The organism is Streptomyces albireticuli (assembly GCF_021228125.1).
GTDB lineage: Bacteria > Actinomycetota > Actinomycetes > Streptomycetales > Streptomycetaceae > Streptomyces > Streptomyces albireticuli.
Genome location: NZ_JAJQQS010000010.1, coordinates 29,799 through 53,406, shown reverse-complemented (window position 1 = coordinate 53,406; position 23,608 = coordinate 29,799). Strand labels below are relative to the sequence as shown.

Sequence of the window (23,608 nt, the reverse complement as noted above, 5' to 3'; positions counted from 1 at the left end):
GCCCTGGCGGGTAGCGCGCAGTCGGCGACCGGCGGCTGTCTTGAGCGTTCTCATGACACGACCACCCGCCCGGATGCGGCCGGCTTCGTGGCGGATCGCGAGGCGGGCGCGAAGCCGCGGAGGAGACGGAAACGGGGCTCGCCGAGGACGCGCCAGCACAGGCGGCTGCCGGTGAAGGATTCGCGGGCGTGGAGCCAGCGCCCGTTGTCGATCAGGTAGCCCTGGCCGGCGTCCAGCGGAAGGCGAATCTGGTAGGTGGTGAGCGCGCTTCGGAGATCCGGCAGGTAGCTCTGCACGATGGGGCTGAAGCGGGCGAGGCCGTCGAGCCTGAGCCGCACGGACACCCGGCCATCGGGGTGCTCGGTGAACACCTGCGTCGCGTGGCCGTCTCCGCCGCCGAAGAACGCCGTGCGCTCCTTGCCCAGCGCGACGATGGCCTCGCGGTGGCGTGCCGCGATGTCCGTGTAGACCGCTCGGCCGTCGGTGAGCAGGCAGTCGCCGCCGTTGTGGGCGGGGGTGCCGCAGACCAGGAGCATGAGCCGGGGCGGCTCGGGGACGCCGGAGCGCTCGGTGTGCGGGGCGAGTTCGCCGTTGCCGAAACCCCCGTATCCGGCAAGGTGTATGTGGCGGCGGGTGTCGCGGAGGGTGGTCAGCCCGTCGGGGTCACTGTCGCGGTGAGGAGTGATGTCCATGATTCGGGAGGCGAACTCGCGAACGACGGTTCGGGAGGTGAAGCCGGTGAGGGTGACCATCCCGGTGACGCGTAACCGCTCGTGGACCGCCTCTTCGGCCCGCGACGACTGAACGTCGACGTAGTGGGCCGTGTGCGGCTTGGCCTCGCGCATCAGTGCGATCCTCTCCTCGGGGACGGTGCGGCCAGGGTCGACTCGGACCGGTGGCGTGGTACAGCGACGGATTGTCGACTCGGACAATTCGCTTATAGGCGTGGCGGGTTGTCGGGCGCGTGCTATGTTCCGCAGGCCCCAAGGACCGGCGACGTACGAAGGACAGCGATGACCTACACGCCCCCGACCTGGCCCGTTTCCGTCAAGGCCGTCGCCCTCGACATCCACCAGCGCGTGCTGCTGCTCAAGAACGAACGCGCGGAGTGGGAGCTGCCGGGCGGCCGCCTCGAACACCACGACGACAGTCCGGAGACGACGGTCGAGCGGGAGCTTCTGGAGGAGACCGGCTGGGAGGTCAAGACCGGGCCGCTCATCGACGGCGGCGTGTGGGTCTACGAGCCGATCCCTGGCCGGCGCGTGCTGATCGTGACGTACGGCTGCACGGTGCTCACCCCGGATCGCGCGCCGGTCGTCAGCCATGAGCACAAGAGCATCGGCCTCTTCACAGCCGACGAGGTCCCGGGACTGAACATGCCCGACGGCTACAAGCGCGCCATCGCCACCTGGTATGGACAGCGGCAGCGCTGACCGGCTGCCGGAGAGAGCGACATGATGCCGCCGGCGCCCCGCCCTGCCGCCCGCCATGTGGTCTGGCACTGGGCAACCCCGCAAGCCGAGGCCGTCCTCGCCAGCCATGACCTGGGGGCGATCTTGCGGTTCCACCGGGCCGTGCACCAGCTCAACCAGACCGAGCTCGGCGAGGTCCTGGGCTACGACAAGACGTACGTCTCGGCCCTGGAACTCGGCAAACGCCCGCTGGACGACGTCGGCTCTCGCCGCCGCATCGCGGAGCGGCTCGGCCTGCCACCGCACGTCCTCGGCGTGACCGACGTCGCCGACACCGACCACCGGGCCATGGTGCAGTTCGGGGAGTCGACCGTACGGCTCGCCGAGATCGCCCGCCAGTCCGGCCACGCTTCCGAAGCCGTCGCCGAACTCTGGCCGCTCGTCGCACGACTCGAAGCCCGCGTCGAAGACGGGCACAGCGAACGTGACGTCGTACGGCTTCTTGCCCGCGCCCGCGTTGGCCTCGGCGTCGCCCTCGGCAACGTGCTCCCCGAGGAGCGCCTGGCCACCGCGGCCCGCTGGACCGCCCGCAGCCTGGAAGCGGCCGGTCACCTCGGCGACGATCCTGCCCTGCTCTCCGGCATCCTGCGCATGCACGGCAACGAACTGCGCAAGGCCCGCCTCACCGGTGCCGCTGTCGAACGCCTGCGCCACGCTGCCGCCATCGCGCCCACGTTCGACGACCGCGCCGCCGTCCTGCCGCTCCTGGCCCGTGCCGCCGGGGCCATCGGAGACCGAAACCTGTTCGACACGGTGATGCGCGAGACCGACAGTCTTCTCGATCGGGCCGCACACACCTCGCTGTTCAACCCCTACTCGCTGCACGAGATCCGCCTGCGCGGACTCCTGGCCACGGGCCGCGCACCGGCGGCGATACGGCTCGTCGAGGAACGGCCGGCTCTCACGACCAGGGTGGCGCCGCAGTGGCGGGTGATCGAGCTGGTCACCGTCGCCCAGGTCCGTCTCATCGGCGGGGACCGCGCGGGGGCAGCTGAGGCCCTGGACGTGGCGCTGGGCGAAGCGGTGGTGCAGCGACTGCCGCACCAAGTGCAGCGCATGATGCGCGCCGCCGGCCAGCGGCTGCCGGACATCCGGGTCACCGCGGGCGAGGCGCTGGGCCGGATGCGACAGGAGATGGCTGCGTAGGACCGCGGCCGCGAGCCCGCTCACTGGATCTGCCCGGGGCCGAGATCGGGGAAAGGGACCGCGCGGGCGAGGTCGTAGTAGACCTCGAAGTCGTGGGCGGGCCAGGATGTCGCATCGCCGTGCGCTTTCCGGTAGTGGGCCCCTACGGGGGATTCGGCGGGGCTCTCGAACTTCTGCTCCGGATGGGGCGTGGGTCCGGACATGGCCGTGCCAGGAAAATCGGGCATGGGGAGGCTCCAGACTGAGCGGTCTGCGGGCGCGGCGAGCCATCGTTGTCCATCGGTTCGAGACGATGGCCCACCGCGTTGTGTACGGGGGATGGAAGGCGTTGCCCAAAACCAGTAAGAATCAGGGTCGTTGAGCCATGCGCCTGGGCACGGATACTGCACTTCGCCGCCACGGCTGTGAAAGCAGCGGATGCGTACGGCCCCCGGGTGTACGCATCAACGGCGTGGACGATGAAGGAGACGCGATGCCGCAGCCGCCGAAGCCACTGAACCCGACAGGATCGGTCAGGGAACGGTTCGGTGCCCACCTCCGCCACTGGCGCATGGTCCGGCGCCTGTCGCAGACGCAGCTCGGCGCCCTGGTCCACGTCAGCGGCAACCAGATCGGCAAGATCGAAAAGGGTGAGCGGACATGCCGGGCACCGCTGGCACGCCTTCTCGACGCCGCGCTCGACACGGGCGGAATTCTGGAGTGGATGTGCCCCTACGTCGAAGCCGAAGCGGACAACGGCGGGCGTGATGCGTACAAGACCAAGGACGGGACAGACTCTGGCCGTATAGGTGTTCCCGAGGCGGTCATGCTGTCACTCGACGATGACACGCTGAGTGACAACTGGAGTGACGTGCGACGCCGTTCCTTCCTCACCGCTGGAGGCGCGACCGCGATAGCGGCCTCCCCCTTCTCCCACCTGCTCGCGCCCACCGAGCCCGCACAGCTTCCGGCCGTCGTGCGCCTTCAGGACATCGAGCAGATCCAGGACGCCGCGAACGTGGTCTCCGGCTGGGACAACGCCTACGGTGGGGGCGGCATCGTCCGCCAAGTGGCCACGGCACAGCTGAAGTGGGCCTCTGCCCTCCTCGAGTGCCGCTGCCCGGAGAAGATCCGGCCTCAGCTTTTTGCCGCCGCCGCGCGGCTCGGCATGGTCGTCGGCGCCACCGACTTCGACGCCTACGCCCACGACGACGCTCGCCGCGTGTTCGCCTTCGCCGCAGCCTGTGCGGAGGAAGCCGGGGAATGGCACCTGCGTGCGAAGATCTACAGCTTCCGGGCCCGGCAGGCCATCTGGCTCGGCGACGCGGACACCGGGTTAACCCATGCAGAACTCGGCCTTGCCCGCTCCGAACGACTCACTGCCACCGAGCTCGCCATGCTCCACACCGCCCGTGCCCGCGCCTACGCCAAGCTCGGCGACACCGAAGCCGCCCTCAAGGCAATCGGCGCAGCAGATGAGGCATTCTCCCACCGTGTCCCGGAGGCCGATCCACCGTGGATGGCCTACTACGACGAGGCCCAGCATCAGGGCGACACCGGTCACGCCCTGTACGACATCGCCCTCGCCGGTCACCATCAGCCGACAGCCGTCGAACGCTTCGACACCGCGGTGAAGCTCCACACCGATGCTTACGTGCGGTCGCGGGCGATGTCCCGCACGAAGCTCGCCGCTTTGAACATGGCCGTCGGCGACCCGCGCGAGGCCGTCGCCATGGGAGAACTGGCCCTTGAGGATGTGGGGCAGATGCGTTCTAGGCGGGCAGCAGATGGGCTGCGGGAACTCGCAGCCCTCGGGTACCGGCACCGGGCCATCCCGGAGGTCGTGCAGCTGCGTGAGCGCATCCAGGAGGCGATCAACGCGTGAGCGCCGTCGTCATTGAGTCCCGTCGCGTCCTGGAAGAAGCCTGCCGCCGGGCCGGCCTTTCCACCGCGGGGGCGGAGCCGATCCGGATAGCGGGGAACGCCATCTGGCGACTGACCGGTCGGATCGTCGCCCGCATCGGTCGCCCCGACGGTCGAGCTGTCGCCGAACGCGAACTGGCCGTGGCCCGCTGGCTCACCGACAACGGGATCAGCACGGTTCGGCCGGCCGTCACGGACGGGCCCGTCCTCGTTGAGGGACGACCGGTGACGTTCTGGGCTGAACTGCCTCCCCACCAGCCGGGCACCGTTGCTGATATCGCCCGGCTGCTGAAGCAGATGCACGCGCTCAGCCCTCCCGGCTCCCTCGGCCTGCGGCCGTTGGAGCCCCTTACCAAACCAAAGCGCCGGATCGCCGAAGCCGGCATCCTCACCCCGGACGACCGGAGCTGGCTCCAAGACCACGCCGACCGGCTCAGTGCGGACTTCGCACGGCTCCCGTCCGGTCTGCCGTTCTGTGCTCTGCACGGCGACGCCTGGGACGGCAACGTCGCTGTCGACGCCGACGGCATCGCGTACCTCCTCGATCTGGAGAACACCTGCTTTGGCCCCCCGGAATGGGACCTGGTCTCCACAGCGGTCAAGCGCATCACGACCGCCACTGTCACCGTGCCTGAGTACGAGGACTTCTGCGCCACGTACGGCATGGACGTGACCGCATGGCCCGGCTACCCGGTACTGGCAGGCATCCGGGAACTGCGCATGGTCACCTTCGCCCTCCAGATCGCCGATGAACACCCACACGCCCGCGCCGAGGCACAACACCGCGTCGACTGCCTCCGTGGCCGCAAGGGCGCACGCCCGTGGACATGGACAGCCGTGCCGTGACCGGAAAGTCACTCCGCGAAGACTTACGGAGGTGTCCGAATGACCAGTGGCCAAGGCGACACCACGCCTCCGCAGCGGCCTGACCTGACGAACACCGCGAGTTCCAAGAGGAGGCGCTTGTCCTGCTGCGTGCAGCCGTCGGGCTGGAGTCGCATGCCGAGTACGACGCTCGGATGCGTGACCTCTGACCACAGGGTCTGGGCCGGAAATGCCGCCGGTGCTGTCACGCGTGGCAATGATCTCGCGCCCACGCACTCTGGGCGGGCGCCTCCGTTGTGTCAATTGGGCCGCGGCCTGGGACAGGGGCAATCCTGCTCACGCCACGTCCAACCTGGAAGAGAGAGGATGGGAGAGAGCCGGTGTCGCCGCCGGCCCCTGCTGGAAGGGAGATCCCGGTGACAGCATCACCCACCTTGGACGACGGCCAAGTGACGGAGCTGGTCGGTGAGGCAGTGGCTGCCCCCTCCATGCACAACGCACAGCCCTGGCGTTTCCGGTACTCACGGGGAAACCGCACGTTCCGTCTGTACGCGGACCCGGAGCGGGTCATGCCCCACTCCGACCCCGACGGCCGAGCCCTGCACATCGGATGCGGAGCCGCCCTCTTCAACCTTCGTGTCGCCCTCGCGACGGCCGGCTTCCAGTCGGACGTCGCACTGTTGCCCGCCTCCCAGGACACCGCCTTGCTGGCTCTTGTCCACACGGCACCGTCCGACGACGGTGAGGACATTGGGCTCAGGCTGCTCGGGTCCGCGATCCACCAGCGGCACACCAGCCGGTACCCGTTCGCCGAAAAGGCGATTCCGGAGAACGCGCGCACCGCCCTGGTCGACGCCGCACACCGGGAAGGAGCCGTGCTCTCCTTCCCCGAGTCCTGGCAGTCGCGCTGGGTGGAGGAACTGGTGGAGGAAGCCGAAGCGCGCAATCTTACGGACCAGGGCAGTGAGCAGGACCTCGCCCAATGGACGCGGATCGGCGCCGGCGAAGCGGACACGGCGACGGACGGGGTTCCGGAGTACGCCTTCGGTCCGCGCAAGCACGGCGGACGGGCACCGATGCGCGACTTCTCGGGCGGGAAGCCGGTGGCCGATCGCGGAACAACGCCCTTCGAGGACGAGCCACACCTTGCCGTGCTCAGCACGGACGGCGACGAACCGCTGCATTGGCTGCGCGCGGGGCAGGCCATGCAGCGCGTCCTGCTCCTCGCCACCCTCAAGGGCCTGGCCACCTCGTTCTCCACCCAGGCACTGGAATGGCCCGACCTGCGCTGGCCCCTGCGCGACCCCCTCACCGGTACCGGCCAGGTACAGATGATCCTGCGTATCGGCTACGGACCGCAGGGCCCGGCTACACCACGTCGCCCAGTCTCTGACGTCCTTGTCCTCGAAGACTGACCCTTGGCTTCGGGCGCCTCCAGTGGCTGTTCTGCCCGGCCGGACTCAGGCTGGAGGGGACGAGTCACAGAGGGCTCGGAGGGCATACGTCGATCGCACGGAGGTGACCCGCCATGGAGCCGGCACCCATCACCGTCGGGCTCGACGGTTCCCCGGAGAGCCTTGAGGCTGCCCTCTGGGCATCGGACGAGGCGGACCGCCGCGGACTGGGCCTGCGCCTTCTGCATGCCTGGGTCCTGCTGGCCGGTGAACCTTCCACCGGCCTTCCGGCCGACAAGGACAAGAACTACTGGGCGAAGCGCATCGTGCGGGCGGCTGTGGCAGCCGTGCACGAGCGACACCATGACCTAGCCGTCATCGAGGACCTGGTGGCGGAAGAGCCCGAGACCGCGCTGCTCCGGGCTGCTGAGAGTTCAACGATGGTCGTACTGGGGTCACGGGGTCTGGAACGCGTCGAGAGCTTCTTCCTGGGCGACATCAGCCTCCAAGTGGCAGGCAGAGCCGAACGACCGGTGGTACTCGTACGGTCCGCGGCAGGCGGGGCTCGACCACTCGCCGGTACCGACGAGGGGGGCGTGGTCGTCGGCGTCAGTCTGCATGGCCCATGCGACAGCGTGCTGGAGTTCGCCTTCGAGACGGCTGCGGCACGAGGTGTGCCCTTGCTCGTCGTACATGGCTGTCCGTTGCCGGTGCAGGCTTACGCGCCCTGGGGCGTCGATCCCGACGTGGCGGGCGAGATCAGCAAGGAGGCAGGGGGCAAACTGTCCCGGGCCGTGCAGCCGTGGCGCGAGCGCAACCCGGGCGTCACGGTGACCAGCACTGTCCGGCTGGGAAGCCCCGCCCGCGCCGCCCTCGGGGCAGCTGAAGGAGCCGGCCTTCTGGTGGTCGGTAGACGTAGGCACCACCAGCCCTTTACGCCGCGCTTGGGGAATGTCGCACAGGCGTGCGTGCACCACGCCCGGTGTCCGGTCGCTGTCGTCCCCCACGACTGAGGTGTGGGGCCGATGGGGCGTGTGGAAGGCGTGGGGCTCCGGAGCGAGGGCGGGCTATGAAAGTGTCGGCGTTGATGACCACGCCCCCGGTCACGGTGAGCCACCAGGCAACCGCAGCGGAGGCAGCCGTACTCATGGCGGAAGAGGCGGTGGGTTGCGTTATGATCACCGAGGGTGACATTCTGTGCGGCGTTCTCGCTGATCGTGACATCGTGGTGCGCGGTGTCGCACAAGCCGCCCGGCCGGACGAGCCGGTCACCCGCCTGATGAGCACACCCGTGGTCACCGTGAGTGCATCGGAGGATCTGGACGTCGCCTACCAGCTGTACCGACGCGAAGACATCCGGCGCCTGCCGGTATTCGACAGCGGGCGGCTCGTCGGCGTCCTCAGCATCGACGACCTCTTCGCCGACGCCCTGCAGCGTCTGGCGGACCTGCTCGGGCCCGTCTCCTGGAGCGCACTGCGCGAGCAGACGGGCAGCTGCCCGCGCCCGCGTTCGCTCCCCTGAGCGCGGAGCGGGAAGCGAGGCGGTCATGGGGCAGTGGACCTGGGAGTACGAGGGCTACGATCCCGCCACGGAGCGCTTGCGGGAGACGCTCCACACGCTCGGGAACGGCTACTTCGCGACACGGGGTGCGGCGCCCGAATCCCGGGGAGGGCTGGTCCACTGCCCGGGCACCTACGTGGCCGGCTGCTACGACCGCCTCGTCTCCTCGGTGGCGGGCCGCCAGGTCGAGAACGAGGATCTGGTCAACCTTCCGAACTGGCTGCTCCTGCGCTTCCGGCCGCTGTCTCCTGACGGCTCGCCCGGGCCGTGGTTCACGCCGGACACCTGCGAAGTCACGGACTACCGGCAGGTGCTCGATCTCCGACAGGGCACACTGACCCGGACCTTCCGATACCGGGCGGCCGACGGTCGCGTGTTGCGAGTGGAGCAGTGCCGTCTTGTCCACCTGGGCGACCCGCACATCGGAGCCTTGCGGACGGTCTTCGTGGCCGAGGGGTGGAGCGGGCGGATCGAGGTGGAGGCAGGGCTGGACGGGAACGTCACCAACGCCAACGTGCACCGTTACCGCGCTCTGGACCGCCGCCACCTCACTGGAGTACACGTCGGGGCGGCGGAGCCGGACACGGTCTGGCTCCGCTGCCGTACCAGGACGTCGGAGACCGGCGTCGGCATGGCCCAGCGAGCCGAGGTCGTCGGGCCGCCGCCGGTGTCGGCCTCACTGAGCGCGGCAGGGCACCTGGCGGTCCACCGCTTCGAGCTCGCCCTGCCCGAGGGGCGGCCCACCACGGTGGTCAAGACCGTGGCGCTGCACACGTCCCGTGACCGAGCGATCAGCGACCCACTCACAGCGGCCACCGAACGGGCAGCCCGTGCCCCGGACTTCGCCGCACTCCTCCAGTCGCACGCCGTCGCCTGGAAGCAGCTGTGGCGACGTGCGGAACTCGAGGTGCCGGGCGAGGCGGGCCACGTGTTGCGCCTGCACCTCTTCCACGTCCTGCAGACGCTCTCCCCGCACATCGCGGATCTCGACATCGGCGTGCCGGCGCGGGGACTGCACGGGGAGGCATACCGAGGGCACGTCTTCTGGGACGAGCTGTTCGTGCTGCCCTACCTCAACCTGCACTTTCCCGAGGTGTCGCGAGCCCTGCTCAACTACCGTCACCGGCGGCTCCCGCAGGCTGTGTGGGCGGCGCGGCAAGTGGGCCGGGCCGGCGCGATATATCCCTGGCAGAGCGGCAGCGACGGCCGGGACGAGAGCCAGCGGCTGCACCTGAACCCGCGCTCCGGACGCTGGCTGCCCGACCACACCTGGCTCCAGCGGCACGTCGGCTCCGCGATCGCGTACAACGTGTGGCAGTACTGCCAGGCCACCGGCGACACGGAATACCTGCACACCAAGGGCGCGGACATGGTGTTGCAGATCGCCCGCTTCTGGGCGAGCAGCGCAGTTCTCGACCCTGCGAGTGGCCGGTACCGCATCCGCGAAGTCGTCGGCCCCGACGAGTACCACGACGCTTACCCCGGCGCCGGCCGGCCTGGAATCGACGACAACGCGTACACCAACGCCACGGCCGCGTGGGTTCTCGCCCGCGCCCTCGACATCGCCCGTGGCCTTCCGGCCCGGCACCGGCAGGAACTCGTCGAACGCGGCAGCCTCGACACCGGCGAACTCCCGCTGTGGGAGGAGCTCTCCCGGCGCCTCATGGTGCCGTTTCACCAAGGGGTCATCAGTCAGTTCGACGGCTACGGGGAACTGGCCGAGCTGGACTGGGACCGATACCGGGCACGCTACGGCAACATCTGCCGACTGGACCGCATTCTCGAAGCCGAGGGCGACGCGGTCAACCGGTACCAGGTATCGAAGCAGGCGGACGTGCTGATGCTCGGCTATCTCTTCTCACCAGCTGAACTCGCCTCGCTCTTCCAGCGTCTCGGCTACCGGCTCACGGGCGAACTCTGGCAGCGCACTGTCGACTACTATCTGCGCCGCACCAGCCACGGTTCCACCCTCAGCGAGGTTGTCCACGGCTGGGTCCTGGCCCGCGCACGCCGCGCCGACGCATGGCGCTACTGCCATGAAGCGCTCGAGGGCGATGTCGCGGACCTCCAGGGCGGCACCACGCCGGAAGGCATCCACCTCGGTGCCATGGCCGGGACCCTCGACCTTTTCCAGCGTGGCCTGACGGGGCTGGAGACCCGGGAGGATGCCCTCTGGTTGGACCCGGTGGAGCTGCCGGAACTCTCCGAGTTCGGCTTCACCCTGCGCTACCGGGGGCATTGGGGCATCGGAGTGCGGGTGCGGAGCGACGAGTTGACGGTCAGTGTGCCGGACTCGGAGGAGTCGGCGGTCAGGATCGTCCTGCCCGATCGCTCGCTCACCGTGCTGCCGGGCGAGGTGACCTCGGTGAGATTGCCCGGGCGACAGAACGGCTGAGGCTCACCGGGTGTGGATGGTGCGCCCGGTCACCTGGCCGGGGCGAATCCGGATCCACAGGTCACGCTTGCCGCCGGCCCAGGGTTCCGCTCCGGGGCGGGTGGCGAGGGCCTCGACCGTGCCGGGGTCGGTGATGTGCTCGGCCGTTCCGGTGATGAGGACGCTCCAGCCGCGGCTGAGGTGTTCGTCGATGTGGTCGGCTTCGAACGCGAGCTGGTCCGCGTCGGCTGCGGCCGACGCGCCTCCCGTCTCGGTTCGGTAGACGATGGTGCGGCCGTCGACCAGGAAGTTCACGGGCAGGACGACGGGTGCGGGCCCGGCGGTCAGGCCGATCCTGCCGATGCCGTGCGTGCCGAGTTTCTGCCAGCAGTCGTCTTCGGAGAGCTGCGCGAGCAGGGGGCCAGCCCCGGCGGGCTGCTGGCCGGGTGCCGCCTCGCGCGGGCCTCCCGCGAGTTCGTCGTAGGGCATCTCCAGGGCGGCGGCGAGGCGGATGAGGGCGGCGGGGTCGAAGTCGCCGCTGAACGTCTCCAGCTGGCTCAGGTAGGCGGCGGACATGCCGGCCCGGTGTGCCACCTCTTCCCGGGTCAGTCCCAGCTGCTCGCGGCGTACTGCACAGCGGATCGCCATCGTGTCCTTGTGCGGACCGGCGGAGTCCGTGTCGGGGTCGCCGGGTCGCGGCCCGCCGTTTTGCATCGTCCCAGCCTCCACATGGCCGCCCGGTGCGGGGTACCGTCGCCGTCGGTCCGCGGCTCGCGAGCCGCCTCTTCCAGGGGATCAGAACGTGAGGACTCGTGCCAGTGCTGTGCCGCCGACCGGGAGCCCGGACGATGGCGTCCGGGGCCGGGGGGTGTTCAGCTCGTCGGGCCGTCCAGGCGGAGGTCGACGTTGACGACGCCTTCAGCGGCCCTGACCAGCCGTGCCACGAGCGGGACCATGGTCGCGTCCGGCAGGTGGCCCGAGAGGGTGACCACACCTTCGGCCACCTGGACCTCGACGGTGGGGCTCCGGTGGGGGAAGAGGCGGGCGATTACTTCGTCGCGGACCTCCTGCGCGATGTCCTCGTCGCTGCGGAGGTAGACCTTGAGCAGGTCGGCGCGGCTGACGATGCCGGCGAGCATCCCTTCGGCGTCGACAACGGGCAGGCGCTTGACGCCCTTACGGGCCATGATGCGGGCGGCTTCGGCGACGGTGGCGTCCGCGTGCACGGTGACGGCGGGAGTGCTCATCAAGTCCTCCGCGGTCCTCGCACCCGCCTTCGCCAGGTCACCGAGCTGCTCGGGCCGGGCGACGTCGGTCGGCTCGCGTCCCTTGTACTCCTCCTTCGACAAGAGATCGGCCTCGGAGACGACGCCGATGACACGGCCCTCGCCCGCCAGGACGGGTACGGCGCTGACCTTCCACTCCGCGAGCGTCCGGGCGATCTGCTTGTAGGGCGCATCACCGCTGACCGCCACGACGGTCTGCGTCATCACGTCACTGACGGTGCGCTGCGTGCCGTACATCTCTGGCTCCTCGTGAGGGTGCCCGCGCGCGGTCATGCGGCGGGGAAGCCGCCTCCGGTGTCGTCCGTCGTGTACGTCAGGCGCTGGTGGACCGAGACGACGCCGTCCACTGAACGGCACAGGTGTTCGATGAGCGGGATCGTGCTGCGGGTCTCGACGTTGCCGGTGAGGATGACCTGCCCTTCGGACACCTCGGCCCGCACCGCCGAGGGCGCCAGACCCATGGTGCGTTCCAAGAGATCACGTTCGATCTCGGAGCGGATGGCGGCGTCCTCGCGGAGGAAGACCCGTAGGATGTCGGCCCGGCTGATGATGCCGACGAGATGGTCGGTCTCGTCGACCACCGGCAGGCGCTTGACGTTCTGCGTCGTCATCAGCCGGGCGGTCTCCACGACGTTCCACTCCGGCCGCGCGCACACCGGGGGAGCGGACATGAGTTCCTCGGCCCTGGCGCCTTCCGCCTTGGCCCGCTCCCACGCTTCGAGACTGGGTACGGCCACGCGGCCGAAGGGGTCAGGCTGGTCGGCCGACTTGCGCATCAGGTCCGCCTCGGAGACCACGCCGACCACTCGGCCGCTGGGGTCGATGACCGGCACGGCCGTGACGTCGTTCTCGGCGAGCTCCCTGACGATCTCCTTGAACGGCGTGTCCGGCCGCACCCGCACCACGTTGCGGGTCATGAGCTCATCAACCGTCCGGTGCTGCAGCATGACGTTCGCTTTCCTTCCGGAAGATCCCAGATACTCCCGTTTATGTCAGCTGTGCGGTACAACCGCCACCGGACATCTGACGTGGTGGACCGCAGCGTGGGTCACGGGGCCGATATGCGCGCCGAGGGCCGGCCGGTGCACACGACGGCCGACGACCAGGAGCTCCGCGTCCCTGGCTGCCTCGACCAGACGCTGGGCGGCCGGCCCGGTCGTCAGCCACTCGTCCACTTCCACGCCCGGCCCCTGCTGCCGCCATGGGGCCAATCGGCCCACGAGGACGCCGCCGCCCGGTTTCTCTTCGCCTTCACTGCCGTCGGTGAGTTCCTGCTGTCGGGCGTGGACGACCCGCAGCACGACCTGCCTGGCCGCCGCGGCGCGGAAGGCGAAGTCCAGCAACGGTCCGTACGAACCAACCCGCCCGACCCCCACCACGACCGGACCCTCGCCTCCGCGCACCGGCGGCTTCACCCCGGCACGGACCAACACCACAGGTACGGTCGCGTGGGCGATCACCGCCAGGCTCACCGAGCCCAGCAGCCACCCCTCGAAGCCGCCGAGCCCTCGCGATCCCAGCGCGAGCAGCTGCGACTCCCGGCCCGCCTCGATGAGTGCCTTCGCCGGCAGCTCGGAAACGCCGTCCACGTCGACCCGCAGGCCCGGATGCGCCTCGGCCAGCTCCTGCCGGACGGTCTCGATCCTGCCCTCCGCCCATTCGCGCTGGGCGGAGACGCCGGGGGAGAACTGCAGATTGCTTGTCCTCCACTCCAGTGCGTGTACGACGCGCAATGCCGCGTCCCGTGTCACCGCCTCGCGCGCGGCCCAGGCCACAGCGGCGAGGCTCTCCTCCGAGCCGTCGACGCCTACGGCGACCGGACGTGCCACGATGACCACCTCCACGGGTGGGCGGTGCCCGGGCGCCGCTCCCACTCACTGCTGTTCGGCCGCCGCCACATGCTGTTTCACCGGGACGAAGCTGTCGGGCGCGACAGAGATGGAGTCGATCCCGGCTGCGACCAGGAACGCCGCGAAGTCAGGGTCGTCACTCGGGCGTTGACCGCACAGGCCCACAGGACGGCCTGCGTCATGGGCGGTGGAGACCAGGGATTCGATGCTCCTGGTCACCGCGCGGTTCGTCTCGTCGAAGAGCCCGGCCAGCTCCTCCGAGTCGCGGTCCACGCCCAAGGTGAGCTGCGTGAGATCGTTGCTGCCGATGGAGAAGCCGTCGAAGCGCTCGGCGAATTCGCGAGCGAGAACAATGTTCGCCGGGATCTCCGCCATGACGTACACCTGCAACCCGTGCTCACCTCGCCGTAGTTCTTCCTGAGCCATGACTTCCAGGACACGGTCCGCTTCCGCCGGAGTGCGACAGAAGGGGATCATCACTACGACGTTGGTCAGTCCGAAGCCCTCGCGCACCCGCCGGATCGCCTGGCACTCCAGGGCGAACCCGTCCCGGTAGCCCTCGCTGTAGTAGCGGCTGGCGCCACGCCACCCGATCATCGGGTTTGCCTCGGTCGGTTCGAAGGGGCGGCCGCCGACCAACTTGGCGTACTCGTTGGTCTTGAAGTCGCTGGTGCGCAGGATCACCGGAGCCGGCCATCGGGAGGCGGCGATGGTGGCCACCCCGCGCGCCAGACGATCGACGAAGTATTCGGCATGGTCGGCATACCCCTCGGTGAGTTCGTCGACGGCGCGCCGCTCCTCGGCGGAGAGCCGGCCGGGCCGGAGCAGCGCCATGGGATGGACTTTCACCTGATGGGCCACCATGAACTCCATACGGGCCAGCCCCACGCCGTCCGCCGGCAGTTGCCACCAGCGGAAGGCCGCGGCCGGGTCCGCGAGGTTCAGCATGACCCGGGTATGCGTCGCGGGCAGCTCCGTGACGTCGATGTCCGTCTCCTCGTAGCCGACCAGGCCCGCGTAGACGCGGCCCTCCGAGCCCTCGGCGCAGGAGACGGTGACCGGGTCGCTGTCGGCCAGGATGGCCGTCGCGTTGCCGGTGCCGACGACAGCCGGGACGCCGAGCTCCCGGCTGACGATGGCGGCGTGGGAGGTGCGTCCGCCGTGGTCGGTGACGATGGCCGCGGCCCGCTTCATCAGCGGTTCCCAGTCGGGGTCGGTCACCGACGTCACCAGCACCGAGCCGGTGGGGAAGCGTTCCAGCCCCACGGGGGTCGCGAGCGCGCACGCCGGGCCGGCGCCCACTGCTTCACCCACGGCCACCCCGGTGACCAGGCATTCGCCGGTGCCGGTGAGCTTGTAGCGGCGCAGCACGGCAGGGGCCCGCCGGGACCGTACCGTCTCGGGGCGGGCCTGCACCACGAACACCTCCCCGGTACGGCCGTCCTTGGCCCACTCCAGGTCCATGGGCGTCCCGTAATGCCGCTCGACCGCCACGGCCCACTCGGCGAGAGACCGCGCTTCGCTATCGTCGAGCACGCGCGCACCACGCTCCGCACGGCCGGTGTCCACCGTGTGGGTGAGGCCGCCCTCGGCGTAGACGACCTTGATGTGCTTGCTGCCGGTCGCCGCACGGATCACCGGGTTCAGGACCGGATTCTCGAGCAGGGGCTTGAACACGACGTACTCGTCAGGATCGACCTGCCCGCTGACGACGCTCTCGCCGAGCCCCCACGCCGCGTTGATCACCACGACCTCCGGGAACCCGGTCTCGGTGTCCAGAGTGAACATCACCCCCGAGCAGCCCAGGTCGGAGCGGACCATCAGCTGCACGCCGACCGACAGGGCCACGGCGAGCTGGTCGAAGCGCATCCGTTCCCGGTAGTCGATCGCCCGGTCGGTGAAGAGGGAGGCGTAGCAGCGGTGACACGCGTCGAGCAGCGCTTCGGCACCGCGAACGTTGAGGTAGGTCTCCTGCTGCCCGGCGAAGCTCGCCTCGGGCAGGTCCTCGGCGGTGGCGCTGCTGCGCACGGCGACATCGGGATCGGTACGCCCGGCCTCGTGAGCGAGCCGGGCGTACGCCTGGATGACCTCGTCCCCCAAGGCCGTGGGCAGGGGGGTGGCGAGGATGTCGGCGCGGATCGCCGCGCCCACCTCCGACAGCGCCGCGCCTGACGGCAGGCGGGCCAGATGCCCGGCGATCCGGTCGCCCAGGGCATCCGTCCGCAGGAACTCGCGGTAGGCGTCGGCGGTGGTGGCGAACCCGTCGGGGACGTTGACCCCTACGGGGGACAGGTGCCGGATGAGTTCACCGAGCGAGGCGTTCTTGCCGCCCACCACGGACACATCCGAGCGGCCCAGCTCGGAGAAGGGGATGACGCGTCCGGTAAGGGACATCGCGCCTCCTTGGCGAGCACGGAGCCGCCATCGGCTTGGGTGCCCCGGACGTCCTGGGGGCGACGCCGCTAACGGGAGGGCCCATCCGCTTCTCGCGGATCCCGATTGCGCGGTGCACGGTCGTGAACCGCTTCCCCGCGTCTCTTGCGGGTCCTCCCGCCACTTCCATCACACCACGCTCAGGAGCTCCCCGCCAGTGCTTTGACCAGCCGGTTTGCAGGCTTCGGGCGGAACCCGCCGCCTTGAATTCTGGGGCTCATCCATGTGGTACGAGAGCCACGGGACGGCCGGCGTGGCGGTCGTGATCTCGATGTCCTTCTCGGGAGCGACCTCGCCGGGGAGGAAGCCTCATGCGCAGGCCGTCACGCTGATGCCGGTCCGGCTGATGACACGGTTCCGAATGCCGGGATCATGGGTAGGGAGGACCGGGTGACGGGAGCGCGGGATCATGGTGGGAGTCGTCGCGTACGGGGTGACCGCCGACGAGCGGCCACTGCTGGAACGAGCACTGGGCAAGGAGTACGACCTGCGCTGCCTGGACCTTGTCCTCAACCGGGACACGGCCGCGACGGCGGAGGGGCGCCGGGTGGTGTGCAGCAGCGTCAACGACGTGCTGGATAAGGAGGTGCTGCGGATCCTCGCCGACGGCGGCACCGAGTTTGTCACCCAGCGTGCCACCGGCTACAACAACATCGACCTGGCGGCGGCGCGGGCGCTGGGCCTGACGGTGGCCCGCGTGTCCTGGTACTCGCCATACGCGGTGGCGGAGTTCGCCTGGGCGCTGGCCCTGGCGGTCAACCGCAGGATCCCACGGGCGGTGGCCCGCACGCGGGATTTCGACTTCCGGCTGGACGGGCTCATGGGCCGGGACTTCCACGGGCGGACCGCTGGGATCCTGGGCACCGGGAAGATTGGTACGGCCTTCGCCCGCATCGCCGCCGGCTTCGGCATGCGGCTGCTGGGCTACGACGTCACGCCGAGCGACGGGTGCCGCGCGCTGGGCGTGAAGTACGTCGAACGCGACCGGCTCTTCGCCGAGTCCGATCTGCTGAGCCTGCACGCACCGCTGATGCCCGATACCCACCACATCGTCGATGCTCCGGCGCTGGCACTGATGAAGGACGACGCCATCCTGATCAACACCAGCAGAGGCGGACTCGTCGACGCCCACGCACTGGTCGAGAACCTGCTCGCCGGGCGGCTTCTGGGGGTGGGCCTGGATGTCTACGAGGAGGAGGTCGGCGTCTTCTTCTTCGACAAGTCGCTGGAAGTGATGACCGACGACACCCTTGCCCGGCTCATGACCTTCGGCAATGTCCTGGTTACCTCCCACCAGGGCTACTTCAGCCAGGACGCCGTCGGGCAGATCGTCGAGACCACCGCCCGGAACATCGCCGATTACCTCGCCGGCCGGACCAGTGACAACACACTCGTGCCGTCCGGTGCAGGTGAGACAGGGCGGTAGCAGCGGCACGGCTTCCTCAGGCAGGCCGCCGCCTCTTTCGACGTGTCACTGTTCGGCAGGACCGGGCGGTGAGCCTCTCAGGGTGGCCAGGCGTCGCGCGTACTCCTCTTCGTCGATCTCGCCGCGAGCGTAGCGCTCGGCGAGGATCTGCTCGGCGTGGCCAGGTGTCGGGGCCTTGTGCCAGCCGGTGTGCTCACCGCCGTGCGGCGGGCGGGCGAGCGCACGGAAGAGCAGGACGGCAACGGTGATGATCAGCGCCCAGAACAGGACCATGCTCACCGTCATCGCGAACAGGCCCCAGCCACTGACGTCGTGGTCGTACCAGAACATCATCGGTTCACTTCCCCAGGTCATCCGGGGTTCGGGGCACGGGTGCCCTGATGTCTCACCTCCATGGTCCCTCGGTGCGGCGGCTCAGCAGATGCGGGGCAGTAGCTCGCCGAGTGGCATGTCCACTACGCGACGGGCGCCCACGGCCGTCCGCATGGTGACACGGCCGGGGCGCCCGTCGGCCGGTAGGACGTCCCCAATGCGCACGGCACCGCTACCTTCCGGCAGGGAGCGCATGGAAGCCAGGGCCTCGTCGGCGGCATCGGGCGCGACGAAGGCGACCATGCAGCCTTCGTTGGCCACGTGCAGGGGGTCGAGCCCGAGGATGTCGCAGGCGGCCGCGACCGGCTCCGGCACCGGGACGGCGCGCTCGTCGATGTCGACCGCCAAGCGCGAGTCGCGCGCGATTTCGTTGAGCGCGGCGGCCAGCCCGCCGCGGGTGGGGTCGCGCAGAACGTGCAGCCGGTCGGCGAGCGGGGCGAGGGCTGCCACCAGGCGGTGGAGGGGGCGGGTGTCGGAGGCGATGTCAGCTTCGAAGCCCAGGCCCTCCCGGGTGCTGAGCACGGCCGTGCCGTGCAGGCCGATGGGGCCCGACAGCAGCACGGCGTCGCCCGGGCGGGCATTCGCGGCGGAGACGGCGAGACCGGGGAGGAGCTTGCCGACGCCGGTCGTGGTGATGAACACCTTGTCGGCCGCGCCCCGGCCCACCACCTTGGTGTCTCCGGTGACCACCGGCACGCCCGCCTCCTGGGCAGCTTTACCGAGGGAGCGCATAACGGCCTCCAACTGCCCCAGTTCGAGTCCTTCCTCGACGATCAGGGCGACGGACAGGGCGACGGGCTCGGCGCCGCGCATCGCCAGGTCGTTGACGGTGCCGTGGACGGCCAGGGAGCCGATGTCGCCGCCGGGGAAGAACAGCGGGCTGACGACGAAACCGTCCGTGCTCATCACCAACTCCTTGGAACCGGGAAGGAGCGAGGCGTCCTCCAGCGGGCCTTCCTGTCCGCCGAAGGCGGGGAGGACCGTGTGCTCCAGGAGTTCCGCGGTGAGCCGCCCGCCGGCTCCGTGACCGAGGAGGACCCGCTCGGTTTCCGCGCGGGGTACGGGGCATTCGGTGATCACGAGGACGTTCCCTCCTTGACAGACGTGGCGACCCGTCCGGCGGCGTGGAAGGCGGCACAGGTTCCCTCCGTCGACACCATGGGTGCGCCGAGCGGGTGGCGGGGCGTGCAACGGGTTCCGTAGGCGGTGCAGTCGGTGGGCAGCCGCGCGCCGGTGAGGATGCCGCCGGCGATGCACTCGGGGTCCTCCGCGGAGTGCAGGCCGTCGACGTCGTACCGCCGCGCGGCGTCGAACGCGGCGAACTCCGGGCGGAGTTCCAGGCCGCTGTGGGGGAGCTCGCCGATGCCGCGCCAGGCACGGTCGGTGACCTGGAAGACGCGGGCGACGGCGGACTGCGCCTCGCCGTTACCCTGGCGGCGCACGGCCCGTACGTACTGGTTCTCGACCTCGGCCCTACCTCCTTCGAGTTGCCGTGTGGCCATCAGGATGCCTTCGAGCAGGTCGAGCGGTTCGAAGCCGGTGACCACGACCGGCACCTGGTAGCGGGCGACGATGGGTTCGTACTCGGTCCAGCCCATGACCGCGCACACGTGCCCGGCTGCCAGGAACGCCTGGACCTCGCATTCGGGCGACTCCAGCAGCGCCGTCATGGCAGGCGGTACGAGGACATGGCTGACCAGCATGCTGAAGTTGCTCAGCCCCAGGCGGGAGGCGTGCCATACGGCCATGGCGTTGGCTGGGGCGGTGGTCTCGAAGCCGACGGCGAGGAAGACGACGTCCCGGTCCGGGTGCTCCTCGGCGAGCTTGACCGCGTCCATGGGGGAGTAGACGACGCGGACGTCCGCTCCGCGGGCCCTCAGGGCGAGCAGGTCGGTGTGGGAGCCGGGGACGCGGAGCATATCGCCGAAGCTGGCGAGGATCACCCCTGTGCGGGCGGCGATGGCCATGGCGCGGTCGAGGGTCTCCAGTGGGGTGACGCAGACGGGGCAGCCGGGGCCGTGGATCATGCGCATGCCGGCGGGCAGGAGTTCGTCGATGCCCTGGCGGACGAGGGTGTGGGTCTGGCCGCCGCAGACCTCCATGATCTGCCATGGGCGGGTGGCGGTGCGGTGGAGTTCGTCCAGCAGCCGGCGGGCGAGCTCCGGGTCGCGGTATTCGTCGAGATGTTTCACGCGGCTTTCCTCACGCTCGTACGACGGTCAGGTCGAGGAAGTGGGCCGAGCAGGAGATGCACGGATCGTGATTGCGAATGGCCCGTTCACACAGCCGGGTCAGCTCGGCATCGGTGGCCTCGCCCTGCCGCAGCCGGTCCTGAACGATTCGCCTCAGGTCTTCCTCGATGGCGCCCTGGTTCTGGGAGGTGGGCGGGATGAGACATGCGTCGGTGACGAGCCCTTCGTCGTCGAGGGTGTAGCGGTGGTAGAGGGTGCCGCGCGGTGCCTCGGTGGCGCCGTGGCCCGTCCCGGCCCGTGGGGGGACATCCACGGCGGGGTACGGCGGGGGTTCGTACGCGTCGATCAGGCGCAGGGCTTCCTCCACGGCATAAAGAACTTCGACGGCGCGGACGACGACGCTGCGGAAGGGGTTGCGGCAGACCTGCCCGGAGGCCGGGTCGGCCAGGCCGGCCGCCCGTGCCGCTTCCCGGACGGTGGGCGGGAGTCGGTGTCCACTGATGGCGTAGCGGGCCAGAGCACCGGTGAGGTGGCGTCCGCCGTCCAGCCGGGCCTGGAGTGCGGTGGAGTGGGGGACCTGTTCCTCGACCACGCGGGTGGTGAAGTCCGCCAGGGGGAACGTCCTCGTGCGGTGCCCGTCGCCGTGGGGTAGCACGGTGGGGGTACCTGTCTCGATGGCGTACGTGCCCGGTTCGGTGAGGGCGAGCAGGTCGGCGTCGCACTCGGCTTCGGGGAAGTCGAAGCCGGCCACCCAGGCGACGGTCGCGAGCGCGTCGTCGCGCGCCTGCCGCAGCCGCTCGGCCAGCGGGCGGAATTCGGTACGTGTAGGGGTGCGGTGGAAGCCGCCGACGCGGACATTGATGGGATGGATGGAGCGGCCGCCCAGGAACTCCATGATGCTGTTGCCGGCCTGCTTGAGCCGTAGTCCCCGTTCGACGTCGGCACGATGGGTGCGGGAGAGTTCGATCGCGTTGTCGCAGCCGAGGAAGTCGGGTGCGTGGAGTAGATAGATGTGCAGGGTGTGGCTTTCGATCCACTCGCCGCAGTACAGCAGCCGCCGCAGTGCGGCCAGTTGTCCGTCGACGGTGATGCCGCAGACGTCCTCGATAGCGTGGCAGGCGCTCGTCTGGTAGGCGACGGGGCAGATGCCGCACACGCGCGAGGTGATGTCCGGTGGTTCGGTGTGCCGGCGGCCACGTAGGAATGCTTCGAAGAACCGTGGCGGCTCGTAGATGCTGAGCTGGGCCTGGGTGACGGTGCCGTCGCTGATCCGCAGGCGCAGTGCTCCTTCTCCCTCGACGCGGGCGAGGGCGCCGACGTGCAGCACGCGCGAGCCGCGGTGTGTCATGAGTCCGCCCCCTCTTCGCCGAGTTCCCCCGGTGGTTCGATCGCGGCGAAGTCGTGAACGTTGAAGGTGTGCAGGAAGCGGAGGATGTCCTCGTCGCTCATGCCGTCACTGCGCAGCAGCGGGATCATCGCGGGCATATTCGTCGATGCCGATGGTCCGAAGCAGCCGTAGCAGCCCCGCCCGTAGGCCGGGCACAGTGCCCCGCATCCCGCGTGCGTCACCGGCCCCAGGCACGGGATGCCGCGTGCGACGGGGAGGCAGGTGATGCCGCGTCGCTTGCACGCGAAGCAGACGCTGTGGTTGGGGATGTCGGGGCGGCGGTCGGCGAGGAAGGCGGTGATGACCTCGATGAGCTGGCCGCGGTCGATGGGGCAGCCGCGCAGTTCGAAGTCGACGGGGACGTGGGCGGAGATGGGGGTGGAGGTGGCGAGGGTCTCGATGTACTCGGGTTTCGCGTAGACGGTCGCGCGGAATTCGGCGACGTCGGCGAAGTTGCGCAGGGCCTGGACACCACCCGCTGTGGCGCACGCGCCGATGGTCACCAGGTGGCGGGACTCGGCGCGGATGCGCCGGATGCGTTCGAGGTGTTCGGGGGTGGAGACCGATCCTTCGACGAGGGAGAGGTCGTACGGGCCCGGCTGGATGTCGCTCGACGCCTCAACGAAATGGGCGATGTCGATATCGGCGGCCAGCGGCAACAGCTCGTCCTCGCAGTCCAGCAAGGTCAGCTGGCAGCCGTCGCAGGAGGCGAACTTGAACACGCCGAGCCGAGGGCGGGAGCGTACGGGCGCGGTCATCTCACAGTTCCCGTACGGCGAGTAGGGGCTCGGCACGGTCGTATCCGACGACGGGCCCGTCCCGGCACAGGAGCAGCGGACCGAGCTGGCAGTGGCCGCAGTGGCCGGTGGCGCAGTGCATGTTGCGTTCGAGGGAGACGCGGATGTGCTGCGCCGGTACGCCGCGGTGAAGCAGTTCGCGGCCGGTGGCGCGGATCATGACCTCGGGCCCGCAGACGAATGCCGTGGTCTCGTGCGGGGTGAACGCCGCCTGGTCGAGCAGCGTGGTCACCACTCCGACGTGACCGGTCCACTCAGGTCCTGCACGGTCCACGGTCATACCGCAGTACGGTCGCCCCCAGGCATCCGGTTCCGATCGGTACAGCAGGTCCTCGGGCGTGCGGGCGCCGATGAGGATGTTCAGTCGGCCGTGGTTGCGGGGCGTGGACAATGCCGCCTGGACGAGGGGCCGCAGTGGGGCCAGGCCGATGCCTCCCGCCACCACGAGCAGGTCACGTCCGGTGGCGGCCGGCAGGTCCCAGCCGGTGCCGAAGGGGCCCCGCACACCCACCTGCGTCCCAGGGCGGACGGCGCACAGGGCGCGCGACACGGCGCCTACGCCGCGGAGGGTGTGGGTCAGGGCGCCGTCCTGCAAACCGGCGACGGACACCGGGATCTCGCCGACCCCGAAGGCGTAGAGCATGGCGAACTGGCCCGGGGCGAAGGCAGGCAGGGCTTCGCCTACGGGCCGCAAGGTAAGCGTGCGGGTGTCGGTGGTCTCGGGCCGGTTGCTCACCACCCTGTAGGGGAGGGGGACGGCGGTCATCCGGGCGACCCGCTCCCGTAGGGGCCGTAGAGGTCCAGCAGGCGTGTGCGCGCGGCCCGCAGGCGGCGGCCGATGACCTCCACCACATAGGTGAGCAGCGCGTGGTCGAGTTCGGGGTCGCGCTCGCACAGGGCGAGCACCTCGCTGGCGTCGAACTCCCAGGCGTGGACGGGGCTCGTCGCCTCTGCCCCCAGATGCCACTGATGCGGTGGGCACAGCCAGGACCACCCCAGCAAGCGCCCGGCGCCCAGCGTCTCGACGACCGCGCTACGGCGACCGGGCACGTGGATGTCGAGGTTGACGCCACCGTCGCGAATCACCCAGAAGTGGTCGGCTCTGCCGCCCTCCTCGAAGATCCGCGCCCCGGCGGGGAACGACACCTCGCGCCCCAGCTCCATCAGCCGTTCGCGCGGGCCCTCCGGCAG

23 protein-coding genes are annotated in these 23,608 nt (G+C 69.9%); 9 read left to right on the top strand and 14 right to left on the bottom strand.

Annotated features, from left to right (window positions below; translation table 11 throughout):
• Positions 1 to 50 precede the first annotated feature (50 nt).
• Entirely contained in the window at positions 51 to 845 is a 795-nt protein-coding gene (locus LUZ64_RS19285) for a TauD/TfdA family dioxygenase (protein ID WP_095581339.1), read from the bottom strand.
• Between the two features lie 168 nt (positions 846 to 1,013).
• On the opposite strand from LUZ64_RS19285, the gene LUZ64_RS19280 reads away from it, so the two are divergent.
• Positions 1,014 to 1,433, top strand: coding sequence for an NUDIX hydrolase (locus LUZ64_RS19280; RefSeq protein ID WP_095581340.1), 420 nt, complete (start codon positions 1,014 to 1,016; stop codon positions 1,431 to 1,433).
• Between the two features lie 21 nt (positions 1,434 to 1,454).
• A complete protein-coding gene (locus tag LUZ64_RS19275; RefSeq protein ID WP_211305017.1) occupies positions 1,455 to 2,618 on the top strand; it encodes a helix-turn-helix domain-containing protein in 1,164 nt (387 codons plus the stop codon).
• Between the two features lie 20 nt (positions 2,619 to 2,638).
• Here LUZ64_RS19275 and LUZ64_RS19270 read toward each other — a convergent pair whose 3' ends face one another.
• Positions 2,639 to 2,845, bottom strand: coding sequence for a hypothetical protein (locus tag LUZ64_RS19270; RefSeq protein ID WP_095581341.1), 207 nt, complete (start codon positions 2,843 to 2,845; stop codon positions 2,639 to 2,641).
• Positions 2,846 to 3,090: 245 nt separating this feature from the next.
• On the opposite strand from LUZ64_RS19270, the gene LUZ64_RS19265 reads away from it, so the two are divergent.
• From LUZ64_RS19265 to LUZ64_RS19240, 6 genes are all read left to right on the top strand, one after another.
• Positions 3,091 to 4,482, top strand: a complete 1,392-nt coding sequence (locus LUZ64_RS19265; RefSeq protein ID WP_095581342.1) for a helix-turn-helix domain-containing protein — start codon at positions 3,091 to 3,093, stop codon at positions 4,480 to 4,482.
• On the top strand, positions 4,479 to 5,366 hold the full coding sequence (locus tag LUZ64_RS19260) for a phosphotransferase enzyme family protein (RefSeq protein WP_095581343.1): 888 nt from the start codon (positions 4,479 to 4,481) through the stop codon (positions 5,364 to 5,366). Before LUZ64_RS19265 ends, LUZ64_RS19260 begins: the two co-directional genes overlap by 4 nt.
• 395 nt (positions 5,367 to 5,761) lie before the next feature.
• Entirely contained in the window at positions 5,762 to 6,760 is a 999-nt protein-coding gene (locus tag LUZ64_RS19255; protein ID WP_420877538.1) for an Acg family FMN-binding oxidoreductase, read from the top strand.
• Between the two features lie 113 nt (positions 6,761 to 6,873).
• Entirely contained in the window at positions 6,874 to 7,752 is an 879-nt protein-coding gene (locus tag LUZ64_RS19250; RefSeq protein WP_095581345.1) for a universal stress protein, read from the top strand.
• A gap of 74 nt (positions 7,753 to 7,826) precedes the next feature.
• Positions 7,827 to 8,261, top strand: a complete 435-nt coding sequence (locus tag LUZ64_RS19245; protein WP_232398607.1) for a CBS domain-containing protein — start codon at positions 7,827 to 7,829, stop codon at positions 8,259 to 8,261.
• A 25-nt stretch (positions 8,262 to 8,286) separates the two neighbouring features.
• A complete protein-coding gene (locus LUZ64_RS19240) occupies positions 8,287 to 10,695 on the top strand; it encodes a glycoside hydrolase family 65 protein (RefSeq protein ID WP_095581347.1) in 2,409 nt (802 codons plus the stop codon).
• Between the two features lie 3 nt (positions 10,696 to 10,698).
• On the opposite strand, the gene LUZ64_RS19235 is transcribed toward LUZ64_RS19240, so the two are convergent.
• The 5 genes from LUZ64_RS19235 to ppsA form a co-directional block, all read right to left on the bottom strand.
• Positions 10,699 to 11,388 (bottom strand): pyridoxamine 5'-phosphate oxidase family protein, encoded by a 690-nt coding sequence (locus LUZ64_RS19235; protein WP_095581348.1) that lies wholly within the window; start codon positions 11,386 to 11,388, stop codon positions 10,699 to 10,701.
• A 158-nt stretch (positions 11,389 to 11,546) separates the two neighbouring features.
• The gene (locus LUZ64_RS19230) at positions 11,547 to 12,197 is read right to left on the bottom strand and encodes a CBS domain-containing protein (RefSeq protein WP_095581349.1); all 651 of its coding nucleotides are present in this window, start codon (positions 12,195 to 12,197) and stop codon (positions 11,547 to 11,549) included.
• A gap of 32 nt (positions 12,198 to 12,229) precedes the next feature.
• The gene (locus tag LUZ64_RS19225) at positions 12,230 to 12,904 is read right to left on the bottom strand and encodes a CBS domain-containing protein (protein ID WP_095581376.1); all 675 of its coding nucleotides are present in this window, start codon (positions 12,902 to 12,904) and stop codon (positions 12,230 to 12,232) included.
• Between the two features lie 48 nt (positions 12,905 to 12,952).
• Positions 12,953 to 13,789: a universal stress protein gene (locus LUZ64_RS37540; protein WP_170116746.1), complete on the bottom strand. Its 837-nt coding sequence runs from the start codon at positions 13,787 to 13,789 to the stop codon at positions 12,953 to 12,955.
• 45 nt (positions 13,790 to 13,834) lie between these two features.
• Complete coding sequence (gene ppsA, locus LUZ64_RS19215) at positions 13,835 to 16,204, bottom strand: phosphoenolpyruvate synthase (protein WP_095581351.1); 2,370 nt, start codon at positions 16,202 to 16,204, stop codon at positions 13,835 to 13,837.
• Positions 16,205 to 16,655: 451 nt separating this feature from the next.
• Here ppsA and LUZ64_RS19210 point away from each other — a divergent pair, with 451 nt between their 5' ends.
• Positions 16,656 to 17,669, top strand: coding sequence for a 2-hydroxyacid dehydrogenase (locus LUZ64_RS19210; protein WP_095581377.1), 1,014 nt, complete (start codon positions 16,656 to 16,658; stop codon positions 17,667 to 17,669).
• 45 nt (positions 17,670 to 17,714) lie between these two features.
• On the opposite strand, the gene LUZ64_RS19205 is transcribed toward LUZ64_RS19210, so the two are convergent.
• The 7 genes from LUZ64_RS19205 to LUZ64_RS19175 form a co-directional block, all read right to left on the bottom strand.
• Entirely contained in the window at positions 17,715 to 18,002 is a 288-nt protein-coding gene (locus LUZ64_RS19205) for an SHOCT domain-containing protein (RefSeq protein WP_211305019.1), read from the bottom strand.
• Positions 18,003 to 18,083: 81 nt separating this feature from the next.
• Positions 18,084 to 19,121, bottom strand: a complete 1,038-nt coding sequence (hypE, locus tag LUZ64_RS19200) for a hydrogenase expression/formation protein HypE (protein ID WP_095581352.1) — start codon at positions 19,119 to 19,121, stop codon at positions 18,084 to 18,086.
• Positions 19,118 to 20,233, bottom strand: a complete 1,116-nt coding sequence (hypD, locus tag LUZ64_RS19195; RefSeq protein ID WP_095581353.1) for a hydrogenase formation protein HypD — start codon at positions 20,231 to 20,233, stop codon at positions 19,118 to 19,120. Before hypD ends, hypE begins: the two co-directional genes overlap by 4 nt.
• 10 nt (positions 20,234 to 20,243) lie before the next feature.
• Complete coding sequence (locus LUZ64_RS19190; protein ID WP_095581354.1) at positions 20,244 to 21,581, bottom strand: Ni/Fe hydrogenase subunit alpha; 1,338 nt, start codon at positions 21,579 to 21,581, stop codon at positions 20,244 to 20,246.
• Positions 21,578 to 22,378, bottom strand: a complete 801-nt coding sequence (locus LUZ64_RS19185; protein ID WP_095581355.1) for an NADH-quinone oxidoreductase subunit B family protein — start codon at positions 22,376 to 22,378, stop codon at positions 21,578 to 21,580. The genes LUZ64_RS19190 and LUZ64_RS19185 overlap by 4 nt, the downstream gene beginning before the upstream one ends.
• A gap of 1 nt (position 22,379) precedes the next feature.
• A complete protein-coding gene (locus LUZ64_RS19180; protein ID WP_095581356.1) occupies positions 22,380 to 23,183 on the bottom strand; it encodes an FAD/NAD(P)-binding protein in 804 nt (267 codons plus the stop codon).
• Positions 23,180 to 23,581, bottom strand: coding sequence for a cyclic nucleotide-binding domain-containing protein (locus LUZ64_RS19175; protein WP_095581379.1), 402 nt, complete (start codon positions 23,579 to 23,581; stop codon positions 23,180 to 23,182). The genes LUZ64_RS19180 and LUZ64_RS19175 overlap by 4 nt, the downstream gene beginning before the upstream one ends.
• Between the last annotated feature and the right edge of the window lie 27 nt (positions 23,582 to 23,608).

Bases quoted from the DNA above. Each gene is read 5' to 3' on its own strand.
- LUZ64_RS19285 (WP_095581339.1), bottom strand. From the start codon at position 845: ATGCGCGAGGCCAAGCCGCACACGGCCCACTACGTCGACGTTCAGTCG.
- LUZ64_RS19280 (WP_095581340.1), top strand. From the start codon at position 1,014: ATGACCTACACGCCCCCGACCTGGCCCGTTTCCGTCAAGGCCGTCGCC.
- LUZ64_RS19275 (WP_211305017.1), top strand. From the start codon at position 1,455: ATGATGCCGCCGGCGCCCCGCCCTGCCGCCCGCCATGTGGTCTGGCAC.
- LUZ64_RS19270 (WP_095581341.1), bottom strand. From the start codon at position 2,845: ATGCCCGATTTTCCTGGCACGGCCATGTCCGGACCCACGCCCCATCCG.
- LUZ64_RS19265 (WP_095581342.1), top strand. From the start codon at position 3,091: ATGCCGCAGCCGCCGAAGCCACTGAACCCGACAGGATCGGTCAGGGAA.
- LUZ64_RS19250 (WP_095581345.1), top strand. From the start codon at position 6,874: ATGGAGCCGGCACCCATCACCGTCGGGCTCGACGGTTCCCCGGAGAGC.
- LUZ64_RS19245 (WP_232398607.1), top strand. From the start codon at position 7,827: ATGACCACGCCCCCGGTCACGGTGAGCCACCAGGCAACCGCAGCGGAG.
- LUZ64_RS19240 (WP_095581347.1), top strand. From the start codon at position 8,287: ATGGGGCAGTGGACCTGGGAGTACGAGGGCTACGATCCCGCCACGGAG.
- LUZ64_RS19235 (WP_095581348.1), bottom strand. From the start codon at position 11,388: ATGCAAAACGGCGGGCCGCGACCCGGCGACCCCGACACGGACTCCGCC.
- LUZ64_RS19230 (WP_095581349.1), bottom strand. From the start codon at position 12,197: ATGTACGGCACGCAGCGCACCGTCAGTGACGTGATGACGCAGACCGTC.
- ppsA (WP_095581351.1), bottom strand. From the start codon at position 16,204: ATGTCCCTTACCGGACGCGTCATCCCCTTCTCCGAGCTGGGCCGCTCG.
- LUZ64_RS19205 (WP_211305019.1), bottom strand. From the start codon at position 18,002: ATGATGTTCTGGTACGACCACGACGTCAGTGGCTGGGGCCTGTTCGCG.
- LUZ64_RS19190 (WP_095581354.1), bottom strand. From the start codon at position 21,581: ATGACACACCGCGGCTCGCGCGTGCTGCACGTCGGCGCCCTCGCCCGC.
- LUZ64_RS19185 (WP_095581355.1), bottom strand. From the start codon at position 22,378: ATGACCGCGCCCGTACGCTCCCGCCCTCGGCTCGGCGTGTTCAAGTTC.
- LUZ64_RS19180 (WP_095581356.1), bottom strand. From the start codon at position 23,183: ATGACCGCCGTCCCCCTCCCCTACAGGGTGGTGAGCAACCGGCCCGAG.
- LUZ64_RS19175 (WP_095581379.1), bottom strand. From the start codon at position 23,581: ATGGAGCTGGGGCGCGAGGTGTCGTTCCCCGCCGGGGCGCGGATCTTC.